General features: G+C 48.5%; 18 protein-coding genes and 2 pseudogenes. 16 read left to right on the forward strand and 4 right to left on the reverse strand.

Annotated elements, in window-relative coordinates; translation table 11 throughout:
- The first annotated feature begins 53 nt into the window (after positions 1-53).
- The 4 genes from argC to argH all read left to right on the forward strand — a co-directional run bounded on the left by argC (position 54) and on the right by argH (position 4,630).
- Positions 54-1,055, forward strand: a complete 1,002-nt coding sequence (gene argC, locus PUN32_RS08170; RefSeq protein WP_274722608.1) for an N-acetyl-gamma-glutamyl-phosphate reductase — start codon at positions 54-56, stop codon at positions 1,053-1,055.
- Between the two features lie 9 nt (positions 1,056-1,064).
- The gene (gene argB / locus PUN32_RS08175; RefSeq protein WP_274722610.1) at positions 1,065-1,853 is read left to right on the forward strand and encodes an acetylglutamate kinase; all 789 of its coding nucleotides are present in this window, start codon (positions 1,065-1,067) and stop codon (positions 1,851-1,853) included.
- A 75-nt stretch (positions 1,854-1,928) separates the two neighbouring features.
- A complete protein-coding gene (locus PUN32_RS08180; protein WP_274722612.1) occupies positions 1,929-3,143 on the forward strand; it encodes an argininosuccinate synthase in 1,215 nt (404 codons plus the stop codon).
- A 107-nt stretch (positions 3,144-3,250) separates the two neighbouring features.
- Positions 3,251-4,630: an argininosuccinate lyase gene (gene argH, locus PUN32_RS08185; protein WP_274722614.1), complete on the forward strand. Its 1,380-nt coding sequence runs from the start codon at positions 3,251-3,253 to the stop codon at positions 4,628-4,630.
- Between the two features lie 197 nt (positions 4,631-4,827).
- Here the strand turns inward: argH and PUN32_RS08190 are convergent, their stop codons facing one another.
- The 3 genes from PUN32_RS08190 to PUN32_RS08200 form a co-directional block, all read right to left on the reverse strand.
- Positions 4,828-5,082, reverse strand: a complete 255-nt coding sequence (locus tag PUN32_RS08190; RefSeq protein WP_274722615.1) for a DUF3624 domain-containing protein — start codon at positions 5,080-5,082, stop codon at positions 4,828-4,830.
- A gap of 215 nt (positions 5,083-5,297) precedes the next feature.
- The gene (locus tag PUN32_RS08195; protein WP_274722617.1) at positions 5,298-6,752 is read right to left on the reverse strand and encodes a dihydrolipoyl dehydrogenase; all 1,455 of its coding nucleotides are present in this window, start codon (positions 6,750-6,752) and stop codon (positions 5,298-5,300) included.
- Between the two features lie 74 nt (positions 6,753-6,826).
- Entirely contained in the window at positions 6,827-7,558 is a 732-nt protein-coding gene (locus tag PUN32_RS08200; protein WP_274722618.1) for a glutathione peroxidase, read from the reverse strand.
- 138 nt (positions 7,559-7,696) lie between these two features.
- On the opposite strand from PUN32_RS08200, the gene oxyR reads away from it, so the two are divergent.
- A complete protein-coding gene (gene oxyR / locus PUN32_RS08205) occupies positions 7,697-8,602 on the forward strand; it encodes a DNA-binding transcriptional regulator OxyR (protein ID WP_274722619.1) in 906 nt (301 codons plus the stop codon).
- A gap of 52 nt (positions 8,603-8,654) precedes the next feature.
- Here the strand turns inward: oxyR and PUN32_RS08210 are convergent, their stop codons facing one another.
- Positions 8,655-11,132, reverse strand: a complete 2,478-nt coding sequence (locus PUN32_RS08210; RefSeq protein WP_274722620.1) for a penicillin-binding protein 1A — start codon at positions 11,130-11,132, stop codon at positions 8,655-8,657.
- Positions 11,133-11,283: 151 nt separating this feature from the next.
- Between PUN32_RS08210 and pilM the strand changes: the two genes are divergently transcribed.
- The 11 genes and pseudogenes from pilM to rpe all read left to right on the forward strand — a co-directional run bounded on the left by pilM (position 11,284) and on the right by rpe (position 20,871).
- Positions 11,284-12,300 (forward strand): type IV pilus assembly protein PilM, encoded by a 1,017-nt coding sequence (pilM, locus tag PUN32_RS08215; protein WP_274722621.1) that lies wholly within the window; start codon positions 11,284-11,286, stop codon positions 12,298-12,300.
- The gene (locus PUN32_RS08220) at positions 12,290-12,874 is read left to right on the forward strand and encodes a PilN domain-containing protein (RefSeq protein WP_274722622.1); all 585 of its coding nucleotides are present in this window, start codon (positions 12,290-12,292) and stop codon (positions 12,872-12,874) included. Before pilM ends, PUN32_RS08220 begins: the two co-directional genes overlap by 11 nt.
- Positions 12,867-13,457 carry a type IV pilus inner membrane component PilO gene (gene pilO, locus PUN32_RS08225; protein ID WP_274722623.1) on the forward strand — a complete coding sequence of 197 codons (591 nt, stop codon included), beginning with the start codon at positions 12,867-12,869 and terminating at the stop codon, positions 13,455-13,457. The genes PUN32_RS08220 and pilO overlap by 8 nt, the downstream gene beginning before the upstream one ends.
- Positions 13,447-13,965 carry a pilus assembly protein PilP gene (locus PUN32_RS08230; RefSeq protein WP_274722624.1) on the forward strand — a complete coding sequence of 173 codons (519 nt, stop codon included), beginning with the start codon at positions 13,447-13,449 and terminating at the stop codon, positions 13,963-13,965. Before pilO ends, PUN32_RS08230 begins: the two co-directional genes overlap by 11 nt.
- Before the next feature lie 25 nt (positions 13,966-13,990).
- Positions 13,991-15,703: a type IV pilus secretin PilQ gene (locus PUN32_RS08235; RefSeq protein ID WP_274722625.1), complete on the forward strand. Its 1,713-nt coding sequence runs from the start codon at positions 13,991-13,993 to the stop codon at positions 15,701-15,703.
- Between the two features lie 186 nt (positions 15,704-15,889).
- Positions 15,890-16,414: a shikimate kinase AroK gene (gene aroK / locus PUN32_RS08240; RefSeq protein ID WP_166014237.1), complete on the forward strand. Its 525-nt coding sequence runs from the start codon at positions 15,890-15,892 to the stop codon at positions 16,412-16,414.
- Between the two features lie 30 nt (positions 16,415-16,444).
- Positions 16,445-17,530: a 3-dehydroquinate synthase gene (aroB, locus tag PUN32_RS08245; RefSeq protein ID WP_274722626.1), complete on the forward strand. Its 1,086-nt coding sequence runs from the start codon at positions 16,445-16,447 to the stop codon at positions 17,528-17,530.
- Positions 17,531-17,585: 55 nt separating this feature from the next.
- A pseudogene (locus PUN32_RS14115) lies at positions 17,586-17,960 on the forward strand (ATP-binding protein); the annotation flags it as partial.
- Positions 17,961-18,470: 510 nt separating this feature from the next.
- Positions 18,471-19,049 (forward strand): annotated as a pseudogene (locus tag PUN32_RS14120) (SPOR domain-containing protein); the annotation flags it as partial.
- Positions 19,050-19,118: 69 nt separating this feature from the next.
- Positions 19,119-19,952, forward strand: a complete 834-nt coding sequence (locus PUN32_RS08255; protein WP_274722628.1) for a Dam family site-specific DNA-(adenine-N6)-methyltransferase — start codon at positions 19,119-19,121, stop codon at positions 19,950-19,952.
- A 244-nt stretch (positions 19,953-20,196) separates the two neighbouring features.
- Positions 20,197-20,871, forward strand: a complete 675-nt coding sequence (rpe, locus tag PUN32_RS08260; RefSeq protein WP_274722629.1) for a ribulose-phosphate 3-epimerase — start codon at positions 20,197-20,199, stop codon at positions 20,869-20,871.
- Position 20,872 lies beyond the last annotated feature (1 nt).

The raw sequence follows: 20,872 nt of genomic DNA on the forward strand, positions 1-20,872 counted from the left end.
ATGAATAATCAGCATGAGCTGCTATCTTTCATCACGAATATGGATGTTTTCTGATGTTAAAAACCACCATCATTGGCGCAAGTGGTTACACCGGAGCAGAATTGGCTGTGATGGTGCACAAACACCCACAACTCACGCTAGCAGGTTTATATGTTTCCGCCAACAGTGTTGATGCGGGAAAATCGTTAGCAGCTTTGCATGGTCGGGTGGCTGGCATTATTGATATGTCAGTGCAGGCATTAACCGATGTTGCGGCGGTGGCGGCCAACAGTGATGTGGTTTTTTTAGCCACCGCGCACGAAGTGAGCCACGATCTCGCGCCACAATTTTTAGCGCAAGGTTGCCAAGTTTTCGACCTCTCTGGTGCATTTCGGGTCCAGAGTGAGGATTTTTATCCGACTTTTTATGGTTTTACTCATCAACATCTCGACTGGTTAGAGCAAGCGGTGTACGGCTTAGCAGAGTGGAACGCAGAGGCGATCAAAACCAGCCCAATCATTGCCGTCGCGGGCTGCTATCCCACTGCATCACAACTCGCGATTAAACCGTTGCTCGTCGCCGGTTTGCTGGATACTACCCAATGGCCAGTGATTAATGCGGTGAGCGGTGTTTCTGGCGCTGGACGCAAAGCCAGTATGAGCAACAGCTTTTGTGAAGTGAGCCTGCAGCCTTATGGGGTGTTTAATCATCGCCATCAACCGGAAATTGCCACTCATCTTGGCTGTGAGGTGATTTTTACTCCACATCTTGGCAATTTTAAGCGTGGCATTTTAGCTACCATTACGATGAAACTGGCCGCTGGGGTGAGCGAACAACAAGTGGCACAAGCCTTTGCCAATGCCTATCACGATCAACCATTGGTGCGTTTTCCAACCGGTTTACCTCGGGTGCAAGATGTCGAATTCACACCATTTTGTGACTTGGGCTGGAAAGTGCAGGGACGTCATATCATTGTGGTTTCTGCGATCGACAATTTATTGAAAGGTGCATCCAGTCAAGCGATGCAGTGTTTAAATATTCACTACGGTTTCGACCCATTAACCGCATTGGTATAAGGATTTACTATGACAACTCTCAAGCTCAGTCCTTTAGTGATTAAGTTAGGTGGTGCCGCGCTCGATTGTGCCGAGACACTGAGCAAATTGTTTGCCGCGATAGCGCAATATCAGCAGCAAGCCCAGCGCGGTATTGTCATCGTGCATGGTGGCGGTTATCTGGTCGATGATTTGCTGGCCAAGTTGCAGCTGAAATCGGTTAAGAAAGAGGGTTTGCGTGTTACCCCCTATGAGCAAATCCCGATCATTACCGGTGCGCTAGCGGGAACGGCCAATAAAATGTTGCAAGGCCAAGCGATTAAAAATGGCATTAATGCGGTAGGGCTATCGCTGGCCGATGGCGGCTTGTGTCAGGTAGACGAATTGGATCCTCAATTGGGTGCTGTCGGTAAAGCCACCCCGGGTGATTCCACTTTACTGCAAGCGATTTTAGCTGTCGGTGCGATGCCGATCATTAGTTCGATTGGCCTTACAGCACAAGGACAGATGATGAATGTGAATGCAGACCAAGCGGCATTGGCGGTTGCCGGCGCTTTAGATGCGGAACTGGTACTGCTGTCGGATGTCAGTGGTGTGCTCGATGGTAAAGGCCGTTTGATCACGACATTAGATAGCAAACAAGCGGATGCTCTGATCGCTGGCAAAGTGATTACCGATGGCATGATTGTCAAAGTTAAAGCAGCGCTGCAAGCGGCACAAGATTTAGGGCGTCCGATTGAAGTGGCGACCTGGCGTTACCCAGAGAAGCTCGCCAAGCTATTTGCTGGTGAAAGTATTGGTACCCGTTTTCTTCCTTAACCTATTAAGTCACTAATTTGATGCAACCTGAGCACTGAACGCTTAGCACAGAGTCAGGAATATGGAGATAAATCAATGAGTAAAGTTCAAGTTAAAAAAGTGGTGGTGGCCTATTCCGGCGGTTTGGATACCTCGGTGATCATTCCTTGGTTGAAAGAGAATTATGACTGTGAGGTAGTGGCGTTTGTGGCCGATGTCGGTCAAGGTGACGAAGAGCTGAAAGGCGTGGAAGCTAAAGCGCTTTCTTCCGGCGCTTCAGAATGCTACATCGTTGATCTAAAAGAAGAGTTTGTTAAACACTACATCTATCCAACCCTAAAAACTGGCGCGTACTACGAAGGAAAATACCTGCTGGGTACTTCAATGGCACGCCCGGTGATTGCGAAAGCTCAAGTTGAAATTGCGCGTAAAGTGGGAGCGGATGCTCTGGCGCATGGTTGTACCGGTAAAGGTAACGATCAAGTGCGCTTCGAAGGTACCTTTGCTGCGCTTGCACCAGATCTGCATGTGATTGCACCATGGCGTGAATGGGATCTGCGTAGCCGTGAAGCGTGTCTGGATTACCTTGCTGCACGTAACATTCCTTGTGCTGCTTCGCTGACCAAAATTTATTCGCGTGATGCTAACGCATGGCACATATCGACCGAAGGTGGCGTGCTAGAAAGTACTTGGAATGCACCGAATGAAGATTGCTGGGTGTGGACGGTTGATCCTGAGCAAGCACCGAATGAGGCAGAATATGTCACCCTGCAAGTGGCGCACGGTGAAGTGGTCGCGGTGGATGGCGAAGCCATGACGCCATATAACGCACTACGCTACCTCAATCAAAAAGGGGCAAAACATGGGGTCGGTCGGATCGATATCGTAGAAAACCGTCTGGTCGGCATGAAATCGCGCGGCTGTTACGAAACCCCGGGAGGCACCATCATGATGGAAGCGCTGCGTGCGGTTGAGCAGTTAGTGCTGGATAAAACCGCGTTTGAGTTTCGTGAAGAGCTGGGCATTAAAGCTTCGCATCTGGTTTACGATGGCCGCTGGTTTACTCCATTGCGTCAAGCGGTATTTGCCGCTGCCGATGAGCTGGCCAAAGAGGTCAACGGTGAAGTGGTGATCAAACTCTACAAAGGCCAAGCGGTCGCAACCCAGAAACGTTCGGCCAATAGTCTCTACTCGGAAGATTTTGCGACTTTTGGTGCTGATGAAGTGTACGACCAAAGCCATGCTGGCGGCTTTATTCGCCTCTACTCGTTGTCGAGCCGGATCCGTGCGCTGAATAAACATCATCAGTGATCCGTCGCATTATCGATTTTTAGAATAAGGATCGCCGTGCGATCCTTATTTTTCAGTTATCACATCCTCAACTGTGGTGGCAGTCAGAGGCAAGTAGGAGATGTAGCATGGCATTATGGGGTGGAAGATTTACCCAAGCGGCAGACAGTCGGTTTAAAACCTTTAATGATTCACTGCGCTTTGATTATCGCTTGGCCGAGCAAGATATTGTTGGCTCGATTGCTTGGTCAAAAGCTTTGCTGTCAGTCAATGTGTTAACCGGGCTTGAGCAACAACAGTTAGAGCAGGCGTTAAACCAATTGTTGCAATCGGTTCAGCAAGATCCTGAGCAAATTTTAGCGTCGGATGCGGAAGATATTCACTCTTGGGTCGAGCAGCAACTGATTGAGCAAGTCGGCGATCTGGGTAAGAAACTGCACACTGGCCGTTCGCGTAATGATCAGGTGGCAACCGATCTTAAACTGTGGTGCCGCGATCAAAGCGTTCATCTTCTGTTGGCGCTTAAAGCACTACAGCAACAGTTAGTTGCGGTAGCGGCTGCACACCAAGCGACGGTGCTGCCGGGCTATACCCATTTGCAACGCGCACAGCCAGTCACCTTTGCCCACTGGTGCTTAGCTTATTTAGAAATGTTTGAGCGGGATGAATCACGCTTAGCTGACGCATTGACGCGGCTAAATACTTCACCACTTGGCTCAGGAGCCTTAGCGGGCACTGCTTACCCGATTGATCGGGAAGTGTTGGCGGCGGATCTTGGTTTTCTTCGCGCGACACGTAATTCATTGGATGCGGTTTCCGATCGCGATCATGTACTGGAGCTGATCTCTGTGGCATCGATTTCAATGCTGCATTTGTCGCGTCTGGCGGAAGATATGATCTTTTATACTACCGGCGAAGCAGGTTTTATTGAGCTCGCGGACACGGTGACGTCGGGATCGTCTTTGATGCCGCAAAAGAAAAATCCGGATGCGCTGGAGTTGATCCGTGGCAAAACCGGCCGTGTGTATGGCGCGTTGGCCGGGATGATGATGACGGTGAAAGCCTTGCCACTGGCCTACAATAAAGACATGCAGGAAGACAAAGAAGGGCTGTTTGATGCGCTTGATACTTGGTTTGATTGCTTGCAAATGGCTGGACTCTGTTTTGATGGGATTAAAGTCAACGCTGCGCGTACTCTCGAAGCGGCCAAGCAAGGTTACTCGAACGCGACCGAGCTGGCGGATTATTTAGTCGCGAAAGGGGTGCCATTTCGTGAAGCGCACCATATTGTTGGGGTAGTGGTGGTAGCGGCGATTAAACAAGGAGTGGCGCTGGAAGAGTTCGAGCTGAGCGAACTACAGCAGTTTTCACCGTTGATTGAGCAAGATGTTTACTCGATTTTGACCATCGACTCTTGTTTACATAAGCGCTGTGCTCTGGGAGGAGTGGCTCCCCAGCAAGTGGCTTATGCCTTGCAACAGGCGCAAGCTCGGGTAAAGGCGGAATAAATTGGGTGAGCGGTCAGGCAGGATCCTTGCGAGCTAAAAAAGATCGTAAAAAGATCATTTTTAATGAACCTTTGCCCTAAAGCTCAGTCTATAGCTGTACCACTGCTTTTTCTTAGAAGACTCTAAGAAGGCCCTAAACTTGTACTAGGTTTAGGGCTTTTTTCTTTTCTGTACAGCAGAAGAGTGATGCGCCCGATTTAATCCTTTTTTGCTTGCCGTTTACGCCAAGGCAAGATCACATACCTGAGCCATAGATGCAGAAATAGCAGGCCATTAAAAGCAAAACCCGCCAAGATCAGACTGATCGACTCGATGCTGGTGGGCACATCTTTAAAGCCCCAAAACCAAATGATCCACACCACCACGGATAACACCGTAAGTTGATCGATACAGCGTTGGCAGCGGCCGATTTTTTTCCAAAACCAATGTTCGCTGCACTCTCCACAAGCCATGGCTACTCCTTTCGTTGCAAGTGATCCATCAACAATCGGGTTCCGATTGCTAAGGTTCACCAGTATAACCGAGAGCTGAGTCGGTGGCTCAAATGATCTTGATCGCCAGTGACAGTTAGCGGCTAACGGTTTTCACAACAGCAAAAAAGCCCAACTTGCTGGTTGGGCTGTATCTGATAGGGGATGCTTGAGCCATCGACTACGATAGGCGCAGATTAACAGCCCGGGCCACAATCCAAACAGTGTTGGATCATCTCTGGGCCTAAGTGCAGCTTAGCGTTAAGATCGCGCAGTGCAGTGCGCACTCCTTCTTCAATCACCGGATGGTAGAAAGGCATATCCAGCATCTGTGAAATAGTCATCTGGTTTTGGTGTGCCCAAGCCAGTAGGTGGGCTAAATGCTCGGCATTCGGTCCCATCATCTCCGCGCCAAGGAAACGACCTGTGCCTTGCTCGCCATACACATGCAGCAAGCCTTTGTTGCGCAGCATCACGCGTGAACGACCTTGGTTTTCAAACGACACTTCACCCACCGCAAAGCAGCCACAGTTACCCAAACGCTGCGTTAACTGCTGATAGGTTTCCCCAACCATAGCGATTTGTGGGTCAGAAAACACTGCAGAAATTGGCGAGCGGCGCAAACCAGCGCGAATGTCAGGGAAGCGCCCGGCGTTATCACCGGCAATTCGACCTTGATCGGCCGCTTCATGCAGCAGCGGAATTTGGTTGCTAGCATCGCCAGCAATAAAAATTGCAGGTACTGAAGTTTGCAGCGTGTAGTGATCAGCGGTCGGTACGCCACGTGCATCGAGCGCCACATCGGTGTTATCTAAGCCGAGCTGATCAACGTTGGGACGACGACCGGTGGCGGCCAGCACGTAATTGACCACGAAAGTTTCTAATTCACCTTGCTGGTTGATAAATTGGATCTCAACTTTATCGCCCGCGATACGCTGCATGTTTTCGATTTTGACATCCGCATCCAGATAAAACTCTTGCTGGAAAGCACGATTAGCGTAAGCCATGATCTCAGGGTCAGTCAGTGGTCCCACTTGACCACCTAAGCCAAACACTTTGACTTGCACCCCTAAACGATGCAGTGCTTGACCGAGCTCTAAGCCGATCACGCCCGGACCAAATACCGCAACCGCCGCAGGCAGATCATCCCATTCGAACACATCATCGTTGATCACTAGCCGATCGCCTAACTCATGCCATGCGGCTGGGTAAGCCGGGCGTGAGCCAGTGGCAATTACAATCCGTTGGGCATGAACGCGAGTATGATCATCGATTTGCAGGGTATGGTTATCAATAAACTTGGCATAGCCAGCCAGCTTATCTTGTTCAGGAATTGAGTCGACTCCTTCCAGTACGAAGCCAACAAAGCGATCCCGTTCGCGTTTGACGCGATCCATCACTTCACGTCCATTAATCACGATTTCACCTTGTGGGTGAATGCCAAAACCGGGCGCTTTCTCAATCTGGTGCACGCTTTCTGCCGCCGCGATCAGTAATTTGGAAGGCATGCAGCCTACTCGCGCGCAGGTGGTGCCGTAAGGGCCACCTTCAATCATGACCACATTTGGCGTATAGGCTTTTGCGGCACGGTAAGCGCCAAGACCAGCGGTACCGCCGCCTATCACGGCAACATCAACGTGGATCTGCTTCATTCTGGTTCCTCAATCGGTGGGTTATCGGTCTGTCGGGGGGGAAAAATTAGGCTCCGTTACGGAGCCTATAGTGCTTATTGGTTTAGGTAGACTTCTAAGTCGTCGCTACCGCCAATATGCTTACCACCGATAAAGACTTGTGGCACTGTACTGCGGCCCGAAACGGCACGTAGGCTCACGGTAGTGGCATCTTTGCCTAAGATCAGCTCTTCATACTGTAGACCCGCATCAATCAGGGCTTGTTTGGCTTTCGCACAGTAAGGGCAGCCCGGCTTGGTGAAGATGGTTACCGACTCTTGCACTTTGTATTGCGGGGCAATGTACTTGAGCATGGTGTCTGCATCAGAAACTTTGAACGGGTCACCTGGTTCATTGGGCTCAATAAACATTTTTTCTACCACGCCGTCTTTCACCAGCATGCTGTAACGCCATGAACGTTTACCGAAACCAAGGTCATTTTTATCCACTAGCATACCCATGCCATCGGTAAATTCACCGTTACCATCGGGAATGAAAGTGATGTTGTCTGCATTTTGGTCATCTTTCCAAGCGTTCATTACGAAAGTATCGTTCACGGATACGCATAGGATGCTATCCACACCGTGCTCTTTAAATACTGGGAATAGCTCGTTATAGCGCGGCAGGTGAGTGGATGAACAAGTTGGCGTAAATGCACCTGGTAAGCTAAACACGATAACGGTTTTGCCTTTGAATAATTCATCGCTGGTTAGATTAACCCAAGCATCGCCTTGGCGAGTTGGAAAAGTGACTTGTGGAACGTTCTGGCCTTCTTTAGCTGTAAACATTTGTTGCCTCATTTTTGAAATTAAAAATTAAATCAATAGCATGGATTGCTTTGTTGTGATGATTATTCAAGAAATACTTTGATAGCTCTAATCGTTTAATGCTATGGTTTTGATAGGCGTATTCTATGTGGGTAAAGCATGAACATTCGTGATTTTGAATATCTGGTCGCGTTAGCCGACCACAAGCATTTTCGTAAAGCAGCAGAAGCGTGTTTTGTCAGTCAACCAACGCTCAGTGGTCAAATCCGTAAATTAGAGGATGAGATAGGGACTACCTTGCTTGAGCGCAGTAGTCGGCGCGTGCTGTTTACTGAGTCTGGGCTGCAGTTGGTCGATCAGGCCAAGAAAATTCTCAGCGAAGTGAAAACCTTTAAAGATATGGCAAATCAGCAAACCGGAGCAATGACCGGCCCGCTGCACATCGGATTTATCCCAACTTTAGGGCCTTATCTATTACCGCGGATCATCCCAACCTTGAAACAGCGTTTTCCGGAATTGGAGCTTTACCTGCATGAAGCGCAGACCCATCAATTGGTGCGGCAACTTGAAGAGGGCAAGCTCGATTGCTTGGTATTAGCCTCGGTAGAAGAGACCGCGCCATTTAAAGAGATTGAACTGTATCATGAGGTGATGCGGATTGCGGTGCCAAGTGATCATGCTTGGGCTGAGCGCGATGCGGTCGAGATGTTGGAACTGAAAGATAAAACGGTGTTAGCTTTGGGCGATGGGCATTGCTTACGCGATCAAGCGTTAGGTTTTTGTTTTGCTGCTGGCGCAAAGGATGATGAGCGTTTTAAAGCCACCAGTTTAGAAACGTTACGCAATATGGTTGCCGCTGGGGCTGGGATTACCTTATTGCCTCAATTGGCACTGCCCGCAGAAAAAAACAAAGATGGCGTGTGTTATCTGCGTGCAATCAATCCTGAGCCTTCACGCCGTTTGGTGCTGGCTCATCGGCCTGGCTCGCCTTTGCGTCAGCGTTTTGTGCAGTTGGCGGCGGTGATTCAGCAGTGCTTGCAACCTACCGAGCTAGAGTCAATTTAACGCCAAAAAAAACGAGGCGGTCAATGCCGCCTCGGTTGGTTATCGATGTAAGTTAGAACAACTCTTCACCAGTGCTGGATGAGTAAATCGACTCATTGACATGTTCGCCCACGTATTCAGTCGGTTCTGTCCCAGCTTGGAAATACTCAAACATTGAGCTGGAATCCAATTTGTTGGTCAGTAGTCCAGTCTCACGGTCAATGCGTACCCGCACTATATTATCGGGCACAACTTTGGGTTGGGTCGGTACTTCTTGCAGCGCGAGCGACATAAACTCAACCCAAGCGGGTAGCGCGGTTTTACCACCCGATTCCGCTCCGGAGACATCGTCGTCAAGATTACGATTTGGTGCCGTTTTGCCTAAGTTGCGACTATGGTCGTCAAAACCGACCCAAGCCACGGCGACAATGCCCGGGCCATAACCGTTATACCATGCATCTTTTGAATCATTGGTGGTGCCGGTTTTGCCGCCAATATCACGCCGCTTCAGTGCTTGCGCGCGCCAGCCCGTACCATTCCAACCCGTGTCTGAACTCCATTCGCCGCCCCCCCAAATATTGCTGTACAACATTTCGCGGGTCAGGAACGCGTTTTGTTCGGAGATCACTTGTGGCGCATAAGCGGTGTTGACATCTTGTTCGGCAAACTCATTGAGTGTTGCGGCACACTGTTGATGGCAGACGACTTTCGGTTCAGCGCTGAACTCCAGTTTGCCGGATGGTGTTTCGACTCGGCTAATATAGAAAGGTTGAACAAAGTAGCCATTATTCACAAACACCGAGAAACCCTGTGCCATTTGTACTGGCGTCAAGCTACCCGCGCCGAGCGCGATGGTTTCTGAGCGTGGTAGTTGATCAAGACTAAAGCCAAAGCGGGTTAAATATTGACGGGTTTTATCCAAACCAACTTCACGCAATACTCGCACTGCCATGACGTTTTTCGATTGAGCTAAGCCAATTCTAAGCCGAGTCGGGCCAGTGTAAGTCGGTGGTGAATTTTTAGGTCGCCACGCGGTGCCTTGACTCTCATCCCATTGATTAATCGGTGCATCATTAATCAAGGTGGCCAATGTCAGCCCTTGATCCAACCCAGCCGAATAGATAAACGGCTTAATACTCGAGCCCACTTGACGCACCGACTGAGTAGCGCGGTTAAATTTATTATGTACAAAGTTAAAGCCGCCCACCAGCGCAAGTACCGCTCCATTATCTGGATTCATGGCGACAAAAGCGGTATTGGCATTCGGCACTTGGCTGAGTTTCCAAGCCTCGATCTGGCCATCCTGGCTACGTGGCCGAACCCACACTTGCTGGCCAGCCGCTAAAAATTCGCTCGCACTGCGGGGCAGTGGACCTTGCCGATCATCGTTAATAAAGCGGCGCGCCCAGTTCATATTTTCCCAAGCGATGGTTTGCTGACCGTAACTTTTCACCCAAACCTGTGCGGATTGATTCTCGACACTCAGTACCACCGCAGGATACATATCGCCATAGGTTGGCTCATTGCTGAGGTATTGGGTTAGTTGACTGCTGCTCCAAGCGGGTTGGTTGGCTGACCATAACTCTTTTTCTGCGCCGCGATAACCATGGCGCTCATCATAAGCGATCAAGTTATTGACCGCGGCTTGATTAGCCGCCTTTTGTCGCTTGGCATCCACCGTGGTATAGACATTCATCCCTGACGTGTAAGCCGCTTCTTCACCATAGCGTTCGACCATCCAAGCGCGGGCAATTTCCGCCACATAAGGTGCATTTAACTCAATTTCTGCCCCGTGATATTTGGCTAACACCGGTTCACGCCGAGCAGCTTCATATTCGGCTTGTGTGATGTATTTTTCATCCAGCATGCGCAGTAGCACCACGTTACGACGATTGGTCGCGCGCTCGACGGAATAGATCGGGTTCATGGTCGAAGGCGCTTTTGGAAGACCCGCAATCAGCGCAATTTCACCTAAGGTGAGGTCTTTTACCTCTTTGCCAAAATAAGCTTGAGCTGCCGCACCCACGCCATAAGAGCGGTAACCAAGATAAATTTTATTCAGATACAGCTCTAAAATTTCTTGTTTGCTGAGCAGCTCTTCGATGTGGATGGCGATAAAGATCTCTTTGATCTTACGCATGACTTTTTTCTCATTGGAGAGGAAAAAGTTACGCGCTAATTGCTGAGTTACGGTACTCGCGCCTTGTGAGGCGCTGCCCGATGCGACCACGGCAAACGCAGCACGCGTGATACCAATCGGATCAAACCCATAGTGTTCATAGAAGCGAGAATCTTCGGTGGCAATCACTGCGTCAATTAACGCTTTCGGCATCTCTTCCAGCTTCAGTGGAATGCGGCGTTTCTCGCCAAATTGGGCGATCAACTTACCGTCTTGACTAAAGACTTGCATCGGAGTTTGTAACTGAACGTCACGCAAAGTCGCGACATCTGGCAATTCTGATTTCAGATAGAAATAGAAACCAAAGATTGTAGTGACTCCAAGAATAATGCAAATCAATGAAAATACTAACAAACGCTTTATGAACTTCACCGGAGAATCCCTGTTTAGTTGAGGCTGCACTAATGCAAACCCTTGTACTCTAGGCAAGAACCTTAGCTCACCCAATCTCATCTGCCTATTTATTGCCAAGTATAGAGCAATCGGTCGGTTGAGCTGGACATCTTTATGGGAACTTAGCCTCATGGGTAAATCATTAGTTACGGGTATTGATATCGGCCATCACAGCATTAAAGCTGTGGTGCTCAAACCTATGGGCGACACCTACGCGCTGGTGGGGTATGAGGAGTTGCTCGTTACCGCGGATATTTTCACCGATAACTACACGCTCGATTATCAGAAAATTGTAAAGAAACTCAAACAACTAAAAAAGGGGTTACCGCTATTTAGTCGTAAAGTCGCATTGGCAATTCCGGATAATGCGGTGATCAGCAAATCATTACCCATCGATAGTGACCTTGAACCGCGTGAGCAGGAGTTTGCTATCTATCAGGCTTTCGCCCATCAATCCCCTTTTCCGGTCGAAGATCTGAGTTTCGATTTTGTCGAGATTGCGAATAGTACTGTTGCGCGCAGTAGCACGACAACGTTCCAAGTTTATGCCACCAGAACTGAAGTGGTCGACAGTCGTTTACACGTCAGTAAAAAAGCGGGTTTTGAGCCGATCTTGATCGATGTACAGGTGCATAGCTTGCTGAAGTTATGGCAACACGCGAGTCGTGCTCAGCGGCGTGCGGATTGGATGTTGATTGATATTGGCTATAGCCAAAGCACCCTGTGCCTTGATTGGCCAGACAAAATGCCTTTTTACAAAGATATTCCGTTCGGTACTCAACTACTTGAAGTCGAACCGAGGAGCGAATTCACCGTTAATCCATTAGCGCTGCAAGATCCAACACAGCGCTTTATCGATGAGTTGGTCGATAAAACCGCCCGTCAAATTCAGTTATTTACCTCGGTATATGGGGCGCAACATCTGAGTGGTCTATGGCTTTCTGGTGGTGGCGCACTGATGGCGGGTTTGACTGAGGCCCTGCAGCAGCGTTTAGGGCTACCCTGTGAGATATTGGATCCATTCTCACTGTTCACAATCGATGTAGCGAGGCGTCAGCGACCGGTGAGTGATGGGGCACGGTTTAGCACCGCGGCAGGTTTGGCCTTGCGTGGTTTAGCGTGGCTGGAGGGTGAGCATGTTGGATAGAATTAATTTATTGCCATGGCGAGAAGCGCGGCGTGAAGCTCATAAACGGCGTTTTTTGGGTTTAGTCATGCTCGGCATTTTGCTCGCGGTGTTGATGCAGTTTGCCGCAGGTAACTATTTGAGCCGTCAAGTGGCGCAACAGCAAGAGCGGATTGGTTATTTAAAGCAGCATATTTTTTCGCTCGATCAGCAAGTCTCACAATTGAAACTGAGCGAAGAGGAACACAAAGCGCTGCTGACTCGGCTGCATGTGGTCGAGCAATTGCAGCACAAACGCAATACCACCACCGATTTTATGAATCTGATGCCGCAGTTGATCCCAGAAGGTGTGTATGTCGATAAGATCAAAATGAATGGTCAGCAAATAGAGATCACCGGTATTAGCGATTCGACCGCCCGTTTAGCCACTATGCTCGACAACCTAGAAAAGTCGACCAAATTAAGCGAGGTGGAGATGCATGAGATTGTGGCGGGCAATAAACGTTTTGGTAAGCAGTTTCAGAGCTTCAAAGTCTCTTTCCAATTGTTGCTGGCGCGATCTGAGCTAAAACAGGGAGAGGTATCCGATGACTAATTTGCAAGAATTGGAACTTGATGAGATCACCGAATGGCCATTATTGCCTCAGTTATTGGCGATTTTATTGTTGATGTTGCTGGTTCAAGGAGCGGGTTACTGGTTCTATCTGATGCCACAACAAGATCAAATCAACGCTTTGAAACAAGAAGAACAAACGGTTAAAGCCACTCTGAGGATCAAAGCCAACAAAGTGGCGGCTTTGCCACAGATCCAAGCGCAACTCGATGAATTAAAACAGCGCTATGACTTTTTATTACGTCAATTGCCGGTACAAAAAGAGCTGGCCAGTATGCTGGCGTCAGTCAATCAATTAGGCCTAGATAACTCACTGACCTTCACCAGAATTGATTGGGGTGAACGCCAAAATCAAGCCTTTCTGTATCGTTTACCTCTCAATATTGAGCTGACCGGTAACTATCACGATATTGGTGATTTCTCTCAGGCGATAGCCCAGCTACCACGGATTATTCATTTTGATGACATTGATTGGCAGCGAGTCAGTCAAGAAAGCAGCACACTGCATTTTCGAGTCAGAGCCTACACCTATCAGTTTAAGCCGGAGGTGGAGGATGAAAAATAATTCGCTTTGGCCGCTGTTACTCAGCTTGTTGATGTTGGTTGGCTGCAAAGCCAATCAAGACAATTTAGCCAGCTATGTTGCCCAAATCGAGCGCGAAGCTCGCCAAGAAGTGACTAAGCTCAAGCCGATTTTGGAGTTTTCCGCCGTTGAATATCAACAGCATAAAGGACGTGAGCCATTTATGCTGCCCAAAGAAGCGCTGGTACACAATCAACCGGTCGCACAAACCGATTGTTGGCAACCTGCACCGCGCCCCAAAAATGGCCCCCTTGAGCGTTATCCTCTCACTCAGTTACGTCTTAAGGGCGTGATGAGCAGTGGAGGATCGATTTCAGCCTTGATCCAGACCCCGAATGGGAACGTGGTTAAGGTCAAAGCGGGGCAATATGTTGGAAATAATAATGGCAAGATCACGCGAGTCGATGAGCGCTACTTGTTAATTAATGAAACCTTGCCGGATGGCTTAGGGTGTTGGAATCAGCGTAACGTCAAGCTGGCTTTAAAATAATAGGTTGAAGTGTAGAGATATCACGATGAAAAATGGATTGAAAACTTATGTCGCCCAGACTTGGTTGACCTTATGGATTGGTTTGGCGGTTTGCACTTCTTCCGTCGCGTATGCTGTTGATTCTGTTTCGGCTAATCGATTAGAAAATATTGATTTTCGAGTCAATAAAGCCCAGGCCGCCGTGTTAATTGTGGAATTGGCTTCCGCTTCGGTAGTAGTGGATGTGCAAAAGATCCCACAAGGGTTAAGCATTGATCTGCTGAAAACCGATGTGGCCGATGACAAGCTTTATCTGCTCGATGTAAAAGATTTTGCCACTCCGGTGCAGAGCATTGAAGTGTTTAGAAAGCAGCCGACCACAGAGTTGATTGTGAGCATTGAGGGTGAGTTTAAGCATGATTACTCTTTAAAAGGCAAATACCTTGAAGTGGTGATCAGTAAACTCAAAGTGGATGAAAAGCCAAAATCGAAAAGTATCTTGGAAAAAGAGGGCAAGCTGATCTCGATTAACTTCCAAGATATTCCGGTGCGCAATGTCTTGCAGCTGATTGCTGACTATAACAGCTTCAATTTAGTGGTCTCGGATTCAGTGGTTGGCAACCTCACTTTACGCTTAGATGGGGTACCTTGGCAGCAAGTGCTGGATATTATTTTGCAAGTCAAAGGCTTGGATAAGCGGGTCGATGGCAACGTGATTCTGATTGCTCCTAAAGAAGAGCTGGATCTACGTGAGAAACAAGCTTTGGAAAAGGCGCGTTTGACCGAAGAGCTTGGCGATTTAAAATCACAAATCATCAAGATTAACTTTGCCAAAGCGTCGGATATCGCCGCGATGATCGGCGGTGAGGGCAATGTTAATATGCTGTCGGATCGTGGTTCAATCAGCATTGATGAGCGGACTAACTCGCTACTGATCCGTGAGTTACCGGACAATATCGCGGTGATCAGTGAGATCATTGAATCACTGGATATCCCAGTTAAACAAGTACAAATTGAAGCGCGGATCGTGACCGTCAAGGAAGGCAATATTGATGAGCTTGGGGTGCGTTGGGGAGTGATGTCAACCAATGGTAGCCATTCCGTTGGTGGTTCGATTGAAAGCAATCTCTGGCAACAAGGTCTGCTCGGTGATGATGACTTTCCGCTCGATAATTTCTTAAATGTTAACTTAGGCGCTTCAGCCAACGCACCTTCGATTGCTTTCCAGGTGGCCAAATTAGGTTCAGATACGTTGCTCGATTTAGAACTTTCGGCACTGCAAAATGAGTCAAAAGCAGAGATCATCTCTAGCCCACGACTGATCACCACCAATAAACAGCCCGCCTATATTGAACAAGGTACTGAGATCCCGTACCTCGAATCTTCCTCCAGCGGCGCTTCAACCGTATCATTTAAAAAAGCGGTATTGAGTTTAAAAGTGACGCCGCAAATTACCCCAGACAATCGCTTGGTGCTCGATTTGAGCGTGACTCAAGATCGACGTGGTGAAACGGTCAAAACCGGAACCGGAGAAGCGGTTTCAATTGATACCCAGCGGATCGGCACTCAGGTGTTGGTCAATAATGGCGAAACGGTGGTACTGGGCGGCATTTTCCAACACAGTATCAATAATTCGGTGGATAAAGTGCCATTGCTCGGCGATCTGCCCGTATTAGGCGCTCTGTTTCGCCGCACTTACGAGCAAATGGGTAAAAGTGAGCTACTGATTTTTGTCACGCCGAAAGTGGTCATTCAATAACTTAGCGTGCGTAAAACCAGTGAACAAAAATTAAAGTTGCAATAGTGGCACCATACCTTGATAATTTCGGGTCTTATCACGAAATATCGGTGAGGAATAGGTGCCACAAGCATACCTACTGTTGGCTTATGTCCAGCAACTCTTGTGGCGATGTCATTGAATTAACGTTGTAAATTACTGCTAAACATGGCTGAGAAACGCAATATTTTCCTTGTTGGCCCGATGGGCGCCGGCAAAAGTACAATTGGTAGACACCTTGCGCAACAACTGCACATGGAGTTTGTTGACTCTGATACGGTTATCGAAGAACGTACCGGAGCTGATATCGCATGGGTGTTTGATGTTGAAGGTGAGGAAGGCTTCCGCAAGCGCGAAGAGGCTGTTATTAATGATCTAACTGAGCAACAAGGTATCGTACTGGCGACCGGTGGTGGCTCTGTGATCAGTAAAGATAATCGCAATCGCTTGTCTGCTCGCGGTATCGTGGTGTACCTCGAAACGACCATCGAAAAGCAATTGGCCCGCACCAATCGTGATAAAAAGCGTCCGTTATTACAAACCGATTGCCCACGTGATGTGTTAGAGCAATTAGCCGAAGATCGTAACCCGATGTACCAAGAAATAGCGGATATCACCGTGCGTACTGACGATCAAAGTGCAAAAGTGGTAGCCAATCAGATCGTAAAAATGCTAGAAGAACACATCATGTAAGATTTGTTCGAAGAATTGGAGTGCAAAACCATGGAGCGGATTACGGTCAACTTAGGTGAACGTAGCTACCCAATTTCAATCGGTGCCGGATTATTTGCTGATCCGGCCTTTCTTTCTCTCTCCACCCAGCAGAAAGTGGTGATCGTGACTAATCACACGGTAGCTCCGCTTTATGCATCTGCAATTGTCTCATTACTGGATCGACTTGGCTGTCAGCATGCATTGCTTGAGCTGCCTGACGGTGAACAGTACAAAACTTTAGAGACGTTCAATACCGTGGTGAGCTTTTTGCTCGAACACAACTACAACCGTGATGTGGTGATCATTGCCCTCGGTGGCGGAGTGATTGGCGATCTGGTCGGTTTCGCAGCAGCTTGTTATCAGCGCGGAGTGGATTTTATCCAAATTCCTACCACGTTATTGTCGCAAGTAGACTCCTCGGTAGGGGGGAAAACCGCGGTCAATCATCCACTTGGCAAAAACATGATTGGCGCATTTTATCAGCCGCAAGCGGTATTAATTGATACTGACTGTTTAGCCACTCTGCCAGCACGTGAATTTGCCGCAGGCATGGCCGAAGTGATCAAATACGGGATTATTTACGATGCGGCGTTTTTCGATTGGTTAGAGCAGCACATCGATGCATTATATACCCTCGATCAAAGCGCATTAACTTATGCGATTGCCCGTTGTTGCCAAATCAAAGCTGAAATCGTCGCTCAAGATGAAACCGAAACGGGTATTCGCGCGTTACTCAATCTCGGCCATACCTTTGGCCATGCGATTGAAGCACAGATGGGCTATGGTAATTGGCTACACGGTGAAGCTGTTGCGGCTGGCACGGTGATGGCGGCCAAAACTGCCTTACTGCAAGGTTTGATTGATCCTATTCAGTTTGCGCGTATCGTCGCGCTACTCAAACAAGCCCAATTACCGGTTTGTCCACCAGATAGTATGACCTTTGCCGATTTTATGCAGCATATGCTGCGTGATAAAAAAGTGTTGGGCGGCGAGCTACGTCTCGTATTACCAACTAGCATAGGCAGTGCCGCAGTAGTAAAAGATGTTGCTCAAGCTGTGATCGCACAGGCGATTGAGTATTGTCGCACTGTGTAAAATGGACGCTCGTGTAACCTTATTGATAGCAGACAATTGTGATTAGGATGGCCCAATGAGTTTGGCACATGAACTGGATTTAGAGTCGCAAACGGAATTATTGCAGCGGTTACAGCTACTGACTCGCTTTGGTTCTCATTTAGTGAATGTGTGTGGTCGGCAAGGTGCAGGTAAATCTTGGTTGGCACAGCGCTTTTTAGAGAGCTGGGTGCCGGATAAAAACCAAGCTCTGCTGATGTGTCATCCTAATCAAAATGATGAGCAGCGCCGAGTGACTATCTTGTCACAGTTGGCATCTGAGTCCTCGTTCAACCCCAAAGATCCGCTCGCTGAGAGTGTTACTCACCTATTTGAAGAGCAGACCTGCGATATCGCCATTGTGGTCGATGATGCCCATCTGCTGTCTGAGTCGCTGATTTCCGAATTGTGGATGTTGGTGCAAGAAGCACAACTGAATCCACGTTGGACGCTTAATGTGTTGCTGTTTGCTCGGGATAATGGTTTGGACGCGTTGCTGGCTCGTTTAAGTTACGGTCAGGAGCATAAGCCTGTCGATTTAGAGATTGAGATGCTGTCCGAAGATGAAGCGGATCGGTTATTCGAAAATCGAGTGATGCGCTATGTTGATCCACAACTTGAGCGTAAAGTTCGCAATGCGTATAAAAAAGTGCATCCGTTACCGGGGGAAATTATGGCATTGGCGGAAACTAAATTAGAAAAGCGAGTGGTGATCCGCTCAATTATTGGCTCACCATTCAACATCACCTTAGTGATACTGTTATTGCTACTGTTGCTCGGTGGTGGCTATTGGTGGCTACTCTCAAAACCGGTGCCGCAAGAACGGCAATTGGCAACAGCGGAACAAACGGTGCTTGCTCCCCTCGATGCTGCGAATCACTCAGCGCTGGCTGATGATGCCCAGGCTAATAATGAGGCGACTTCAGAGGCTGATGGTACGAGGTTCGGCGCTTATGATGATACGGCCGCTTTGCCACCGGATGTGGTAGAGACCACCGCCAGTGTCGGCATGGCTGATGATGGTAAGCGAGTTGTGATTAACTCGGATGTGGTTGATGCGCTACTGCAAGGCACCGCCAATCCCACCGATACCGTCGCGATTGAGCAACTTGTTGAGTCAACTCAAGCTGCTACGCAACTGAAAAGCCAAACTCTGCAGCCAAGCGTTGCCTCGGTTTCTGCGCCGCCAGCGGTCAGTTTTTCTTTTGCACGTGATGAACTTAAAGCGATGTCGGCGCGCAGTTATACCTTGCAATTGGCGGCGATGAATTCACTGCCAGATGTGCAGGCATTTATTGAGCGCTATCAGTTGCACAATAAAGTTTACGTTTATCCGACCTTACGTAATGAGGTGGAGTGGTTTATTGTCACGCAGGGTAATTATCCAACCATTCAAATGGCGCGCGATGCGGTCGAGCAACTGCCTGCTGCGCTACAAGCATTGGGTCCTTGGGCGAAGTCACTCAGTCAGGTGCAGCGCGAAATCGAACGTAACAAATAAACCTGAGCTTCAAGCAAAAATATGTTACATTCCGCAGCCTTATTTTGTGGCCAGTGATTAGAGAAGTAGATGAAAAAGCAGCGTGCCTTTCTGAAATGGGCTGGCGGTAAATTTAGCCTAGTAGAAGACATTCAACGCCATCTGCCAGAAGCTCGAGAATTGGTTGAGCCTTTTGTTGGGGCTGGATCTGTGTTTTTGAATACGGATTTTGAGCGCTATCTGCTGGCAGATATTAATCCCGATCTGATCAATTTCTATAATTTGCTCAAAACCGACTCGCAAGCTTACATTACCGAAGCCAAACGCTGGTTTGTGCCGGAAAATAATCGTAAAGAAGCCTATCTCGATATTCGTCAGCAGTTTAATCAAAGTGATGATGTGCTGTTTCGCTCACTGGCGTTTTTGTATATGAACCGATTTGGTTTCAATGGCCTGTGCCGTTACAACAAAAAAGGCGGCTTTAATGTGCCGTTTGGTTCTTATAAAAAACCGTATTTCCCCGAGCAAGAGCTGGAGTTTTTTGCTGAAAAAGCTCAGCGTGCAACGTTTATCTGCGCCTCTTACCACCAAAGTTTTGTGCAGGCGCAAAGTGATAGCGTGATCTATTGTGATCCACCTTATGCGCCGCTCTCAACGACCGCCAATTTTACCTCTTATGCCGGTAATGGTTTTACTCTCGACGATCAAGCCGCGTTAGCGGATATTGCCGAGAAAACCGCCAAAGAGCGTGGCATTTCAGTGTTGATTTCCAATCATGACACCACCCATACCCGCCGTTTATATCGCGGAGCACAGCTTAATGTCGTCAAAGCCAATCGCACCATCAGTCGCAATGGCGCAGGGCGTAATAAAGTCGATGAATTACTTGCTTTATTTACCCCACATTCAGCCCCTCAAGTTTGATGTTATCCCCAAACAACTTGGCGTTACGGGTAGTCGGCAAGTGAATGAGTCCCGATGAGCATAGGCAAACTTGTGTGGTTGGGGTGAAGGAACGTAGCCAACACCGCTGCAGCTTCAACTAGAAAGGGGATATTCGCCAAAATGATCTTGGCCGCTGAGTGGTGCGCTAGGATCTGTTGGCGAGCTTAGGTAGAATAGCGAGCACATTATATCCAGCTCGCATTCCATTCCTCATGAGGTCAGTATGAAAGATTTTCTCATTGCACCATCCATTCTCTCCGCCGATTTTGCCCGTTTAGGTGAAGATGTTGCCAAAGTGCTCGCGGCTGGGGCCGATGTGGTGCATTTCGATGTGATGGATAATCACTACGTACCGAACCTGACATTTGGCGCACCGATTTGTAAAGCGCTCCGCGATTATGGGATCACCGCGCCGATCGATGTGCATCTAATGGTTAAACCGGTCGACCGCATTATTCCCGATTTTGCTCAAGCTGGTGCCTCGATGATCACTTTCCATATTGAAGCTTCTGAGCACGTGGATCGCACCCTGCAATTGATCAAAGAGTGTGGCTGTCAGGCGGGGGTGGTATTCAATCCGGCGACTCCACTACATCATCTTGATTATATTATGGATAAAGTGGATTTGATTTTATTGATGTCGGTTAACCCAGGTTTTGGCGGACAATCTTTCATTCCACACACCTTAGATAAACTGCGTGCGGTGCGTGAGCGGATCACGCAAAGTGGTCGTCAAATTCGTTTGGAAATCGACGGTGGCGTCAAAGTGGAAAACATCCGTGAGATTGCGGAGGCGGGGGCCGATATGTTTGTGGCTGGCTCGGCGATTTTTGGCCGGCCTGACTACCAAGCGGTGATTGCCCAAATGCGTGCTGAATTGGCACAAGCCAAGATTTAAT

It is taken from the genome of Vibrio chanodichtyis, assembly GCF_028863985.1.
Classification (GTDB): Bacteria; Pseudomonadota; Gammaproteobacteria; order Enterobacterales; family Vibrionaceae; genus Vibrio; species Vibrio chanodichtyis.

Bases quoted from the DNA above. Each gene is read 5' to 3' on its own strand.
- argC (WP_274722608.1), top strand. From the start codon at position 54: ATGTTAAAAACCACCATCATTGGCGCAAGTGGTTACACCGGAGCAGAA.
- argB (WP_274722610.1), top strand. From the start codon at position 1,065: ATGACAACTCTCAAGCTCAGTCCTTTAGTGATTAAGTTAGGTGGTGCC.
- PUN32_RS08180 (WP_274722612.1), top strand. From the start codon at position 1,929: ATGAGTAAAGTTCAAGTTAAAAAAGTGGTGGTGGCCTATTCCGGCGGT.
- argH (WP_274722614.1), top strand. From the start codon at position 3,251: ATGGCATTATGGGGTGGAAGATTTACCCAAGCGGCAGACAGTCGGTTT.
- PUN32_RS08190 (WP_274722615.1), bottom strand. From the start codon at position 5,082: ATGGCTTGTGGAGAGTGCAGCGAACATTGGTTTTGGAAAAAAATCGGC.
- PUN32_RS08195 (WP_274722617.1), bottom strand. From the start codon at position 6,752: ATGAAGCAGATCCACGTTGATGTTGCCGTGATAGGCGGCGGTACCGCT.
- PUN32_RS08200 (WP_274722618.1), bottom strand. From the start codon at position 7,558: ATGTTTACAGCTAAAGAAGGCCAGAACGTTCCACAAGTCACTTTTCCA.
- oxyR (WP_274722619.1), top strand. From the start codon at position 7,697: ATGAACATTCGTGATTTTGAATATCTGGTCGCGTTAGCCGACCACAAG.
- pilM (WP_274722621.1), top strand. From the start codon at position 11,284: ATGGGTAAATCATTAGTTACGGGTATTGATATCGGCCATCACAGCATT.
- PUN32_RS08220 (WP_274722622.1), top strand. From the start codon at position 12,290: ATGTTGGATAGAATTAATTTATTGCCATGGCGAGAAGCGCGGCGTGAA.
- pilO (WP_274722623.1), top strand. From the start codon at position 12,867: ATGACTAATTTGCAAGAATTGGAACTTGATGAGATCACCGAATGGCCA.
- PUN32_RS08230 (WP_274722624.1), top strand. From the start codon at position 13,447: ATGAAAAATAATTCGCTTTGGCCGCTGTTACTCAGCTTGTTGATGTTG.
- PUN32_RS08235 (WP_274722625.1), top strand. From the start codon at position 13,991: ATGAAAAATGGATTGAAAACTTATGTCGCCCAGACTTGGTTGACCTTA.
- aroK (WP_166014237.1), top strand. From the start codon at position 15,890: ATGGCTGAGAAACGCAATATTTTCCTTGTTGGCCCGATGGGCGCCGGC.
- aroB (WP_274722626.1), top strand. From the start codon at position 16,445: ATGGAGCGGATTACGGTCAACTTAGGTGAACGTAGCTACCCAATTTCA.
- PUN32_RS08255 (WP_274722628.1), top strand. From the start codon at position 19,119: ATGAAAAAGCAGCGTGCCTTTCTGAAATGGGCTGGCGGTAAATTTAGC.
- rpe (WP_274722629.1), top strand. From the start codon at position 20,197: ATGAAAGATTTTCTCATTGCACCATCCATTCTCTCCGCCGATTTTGCC.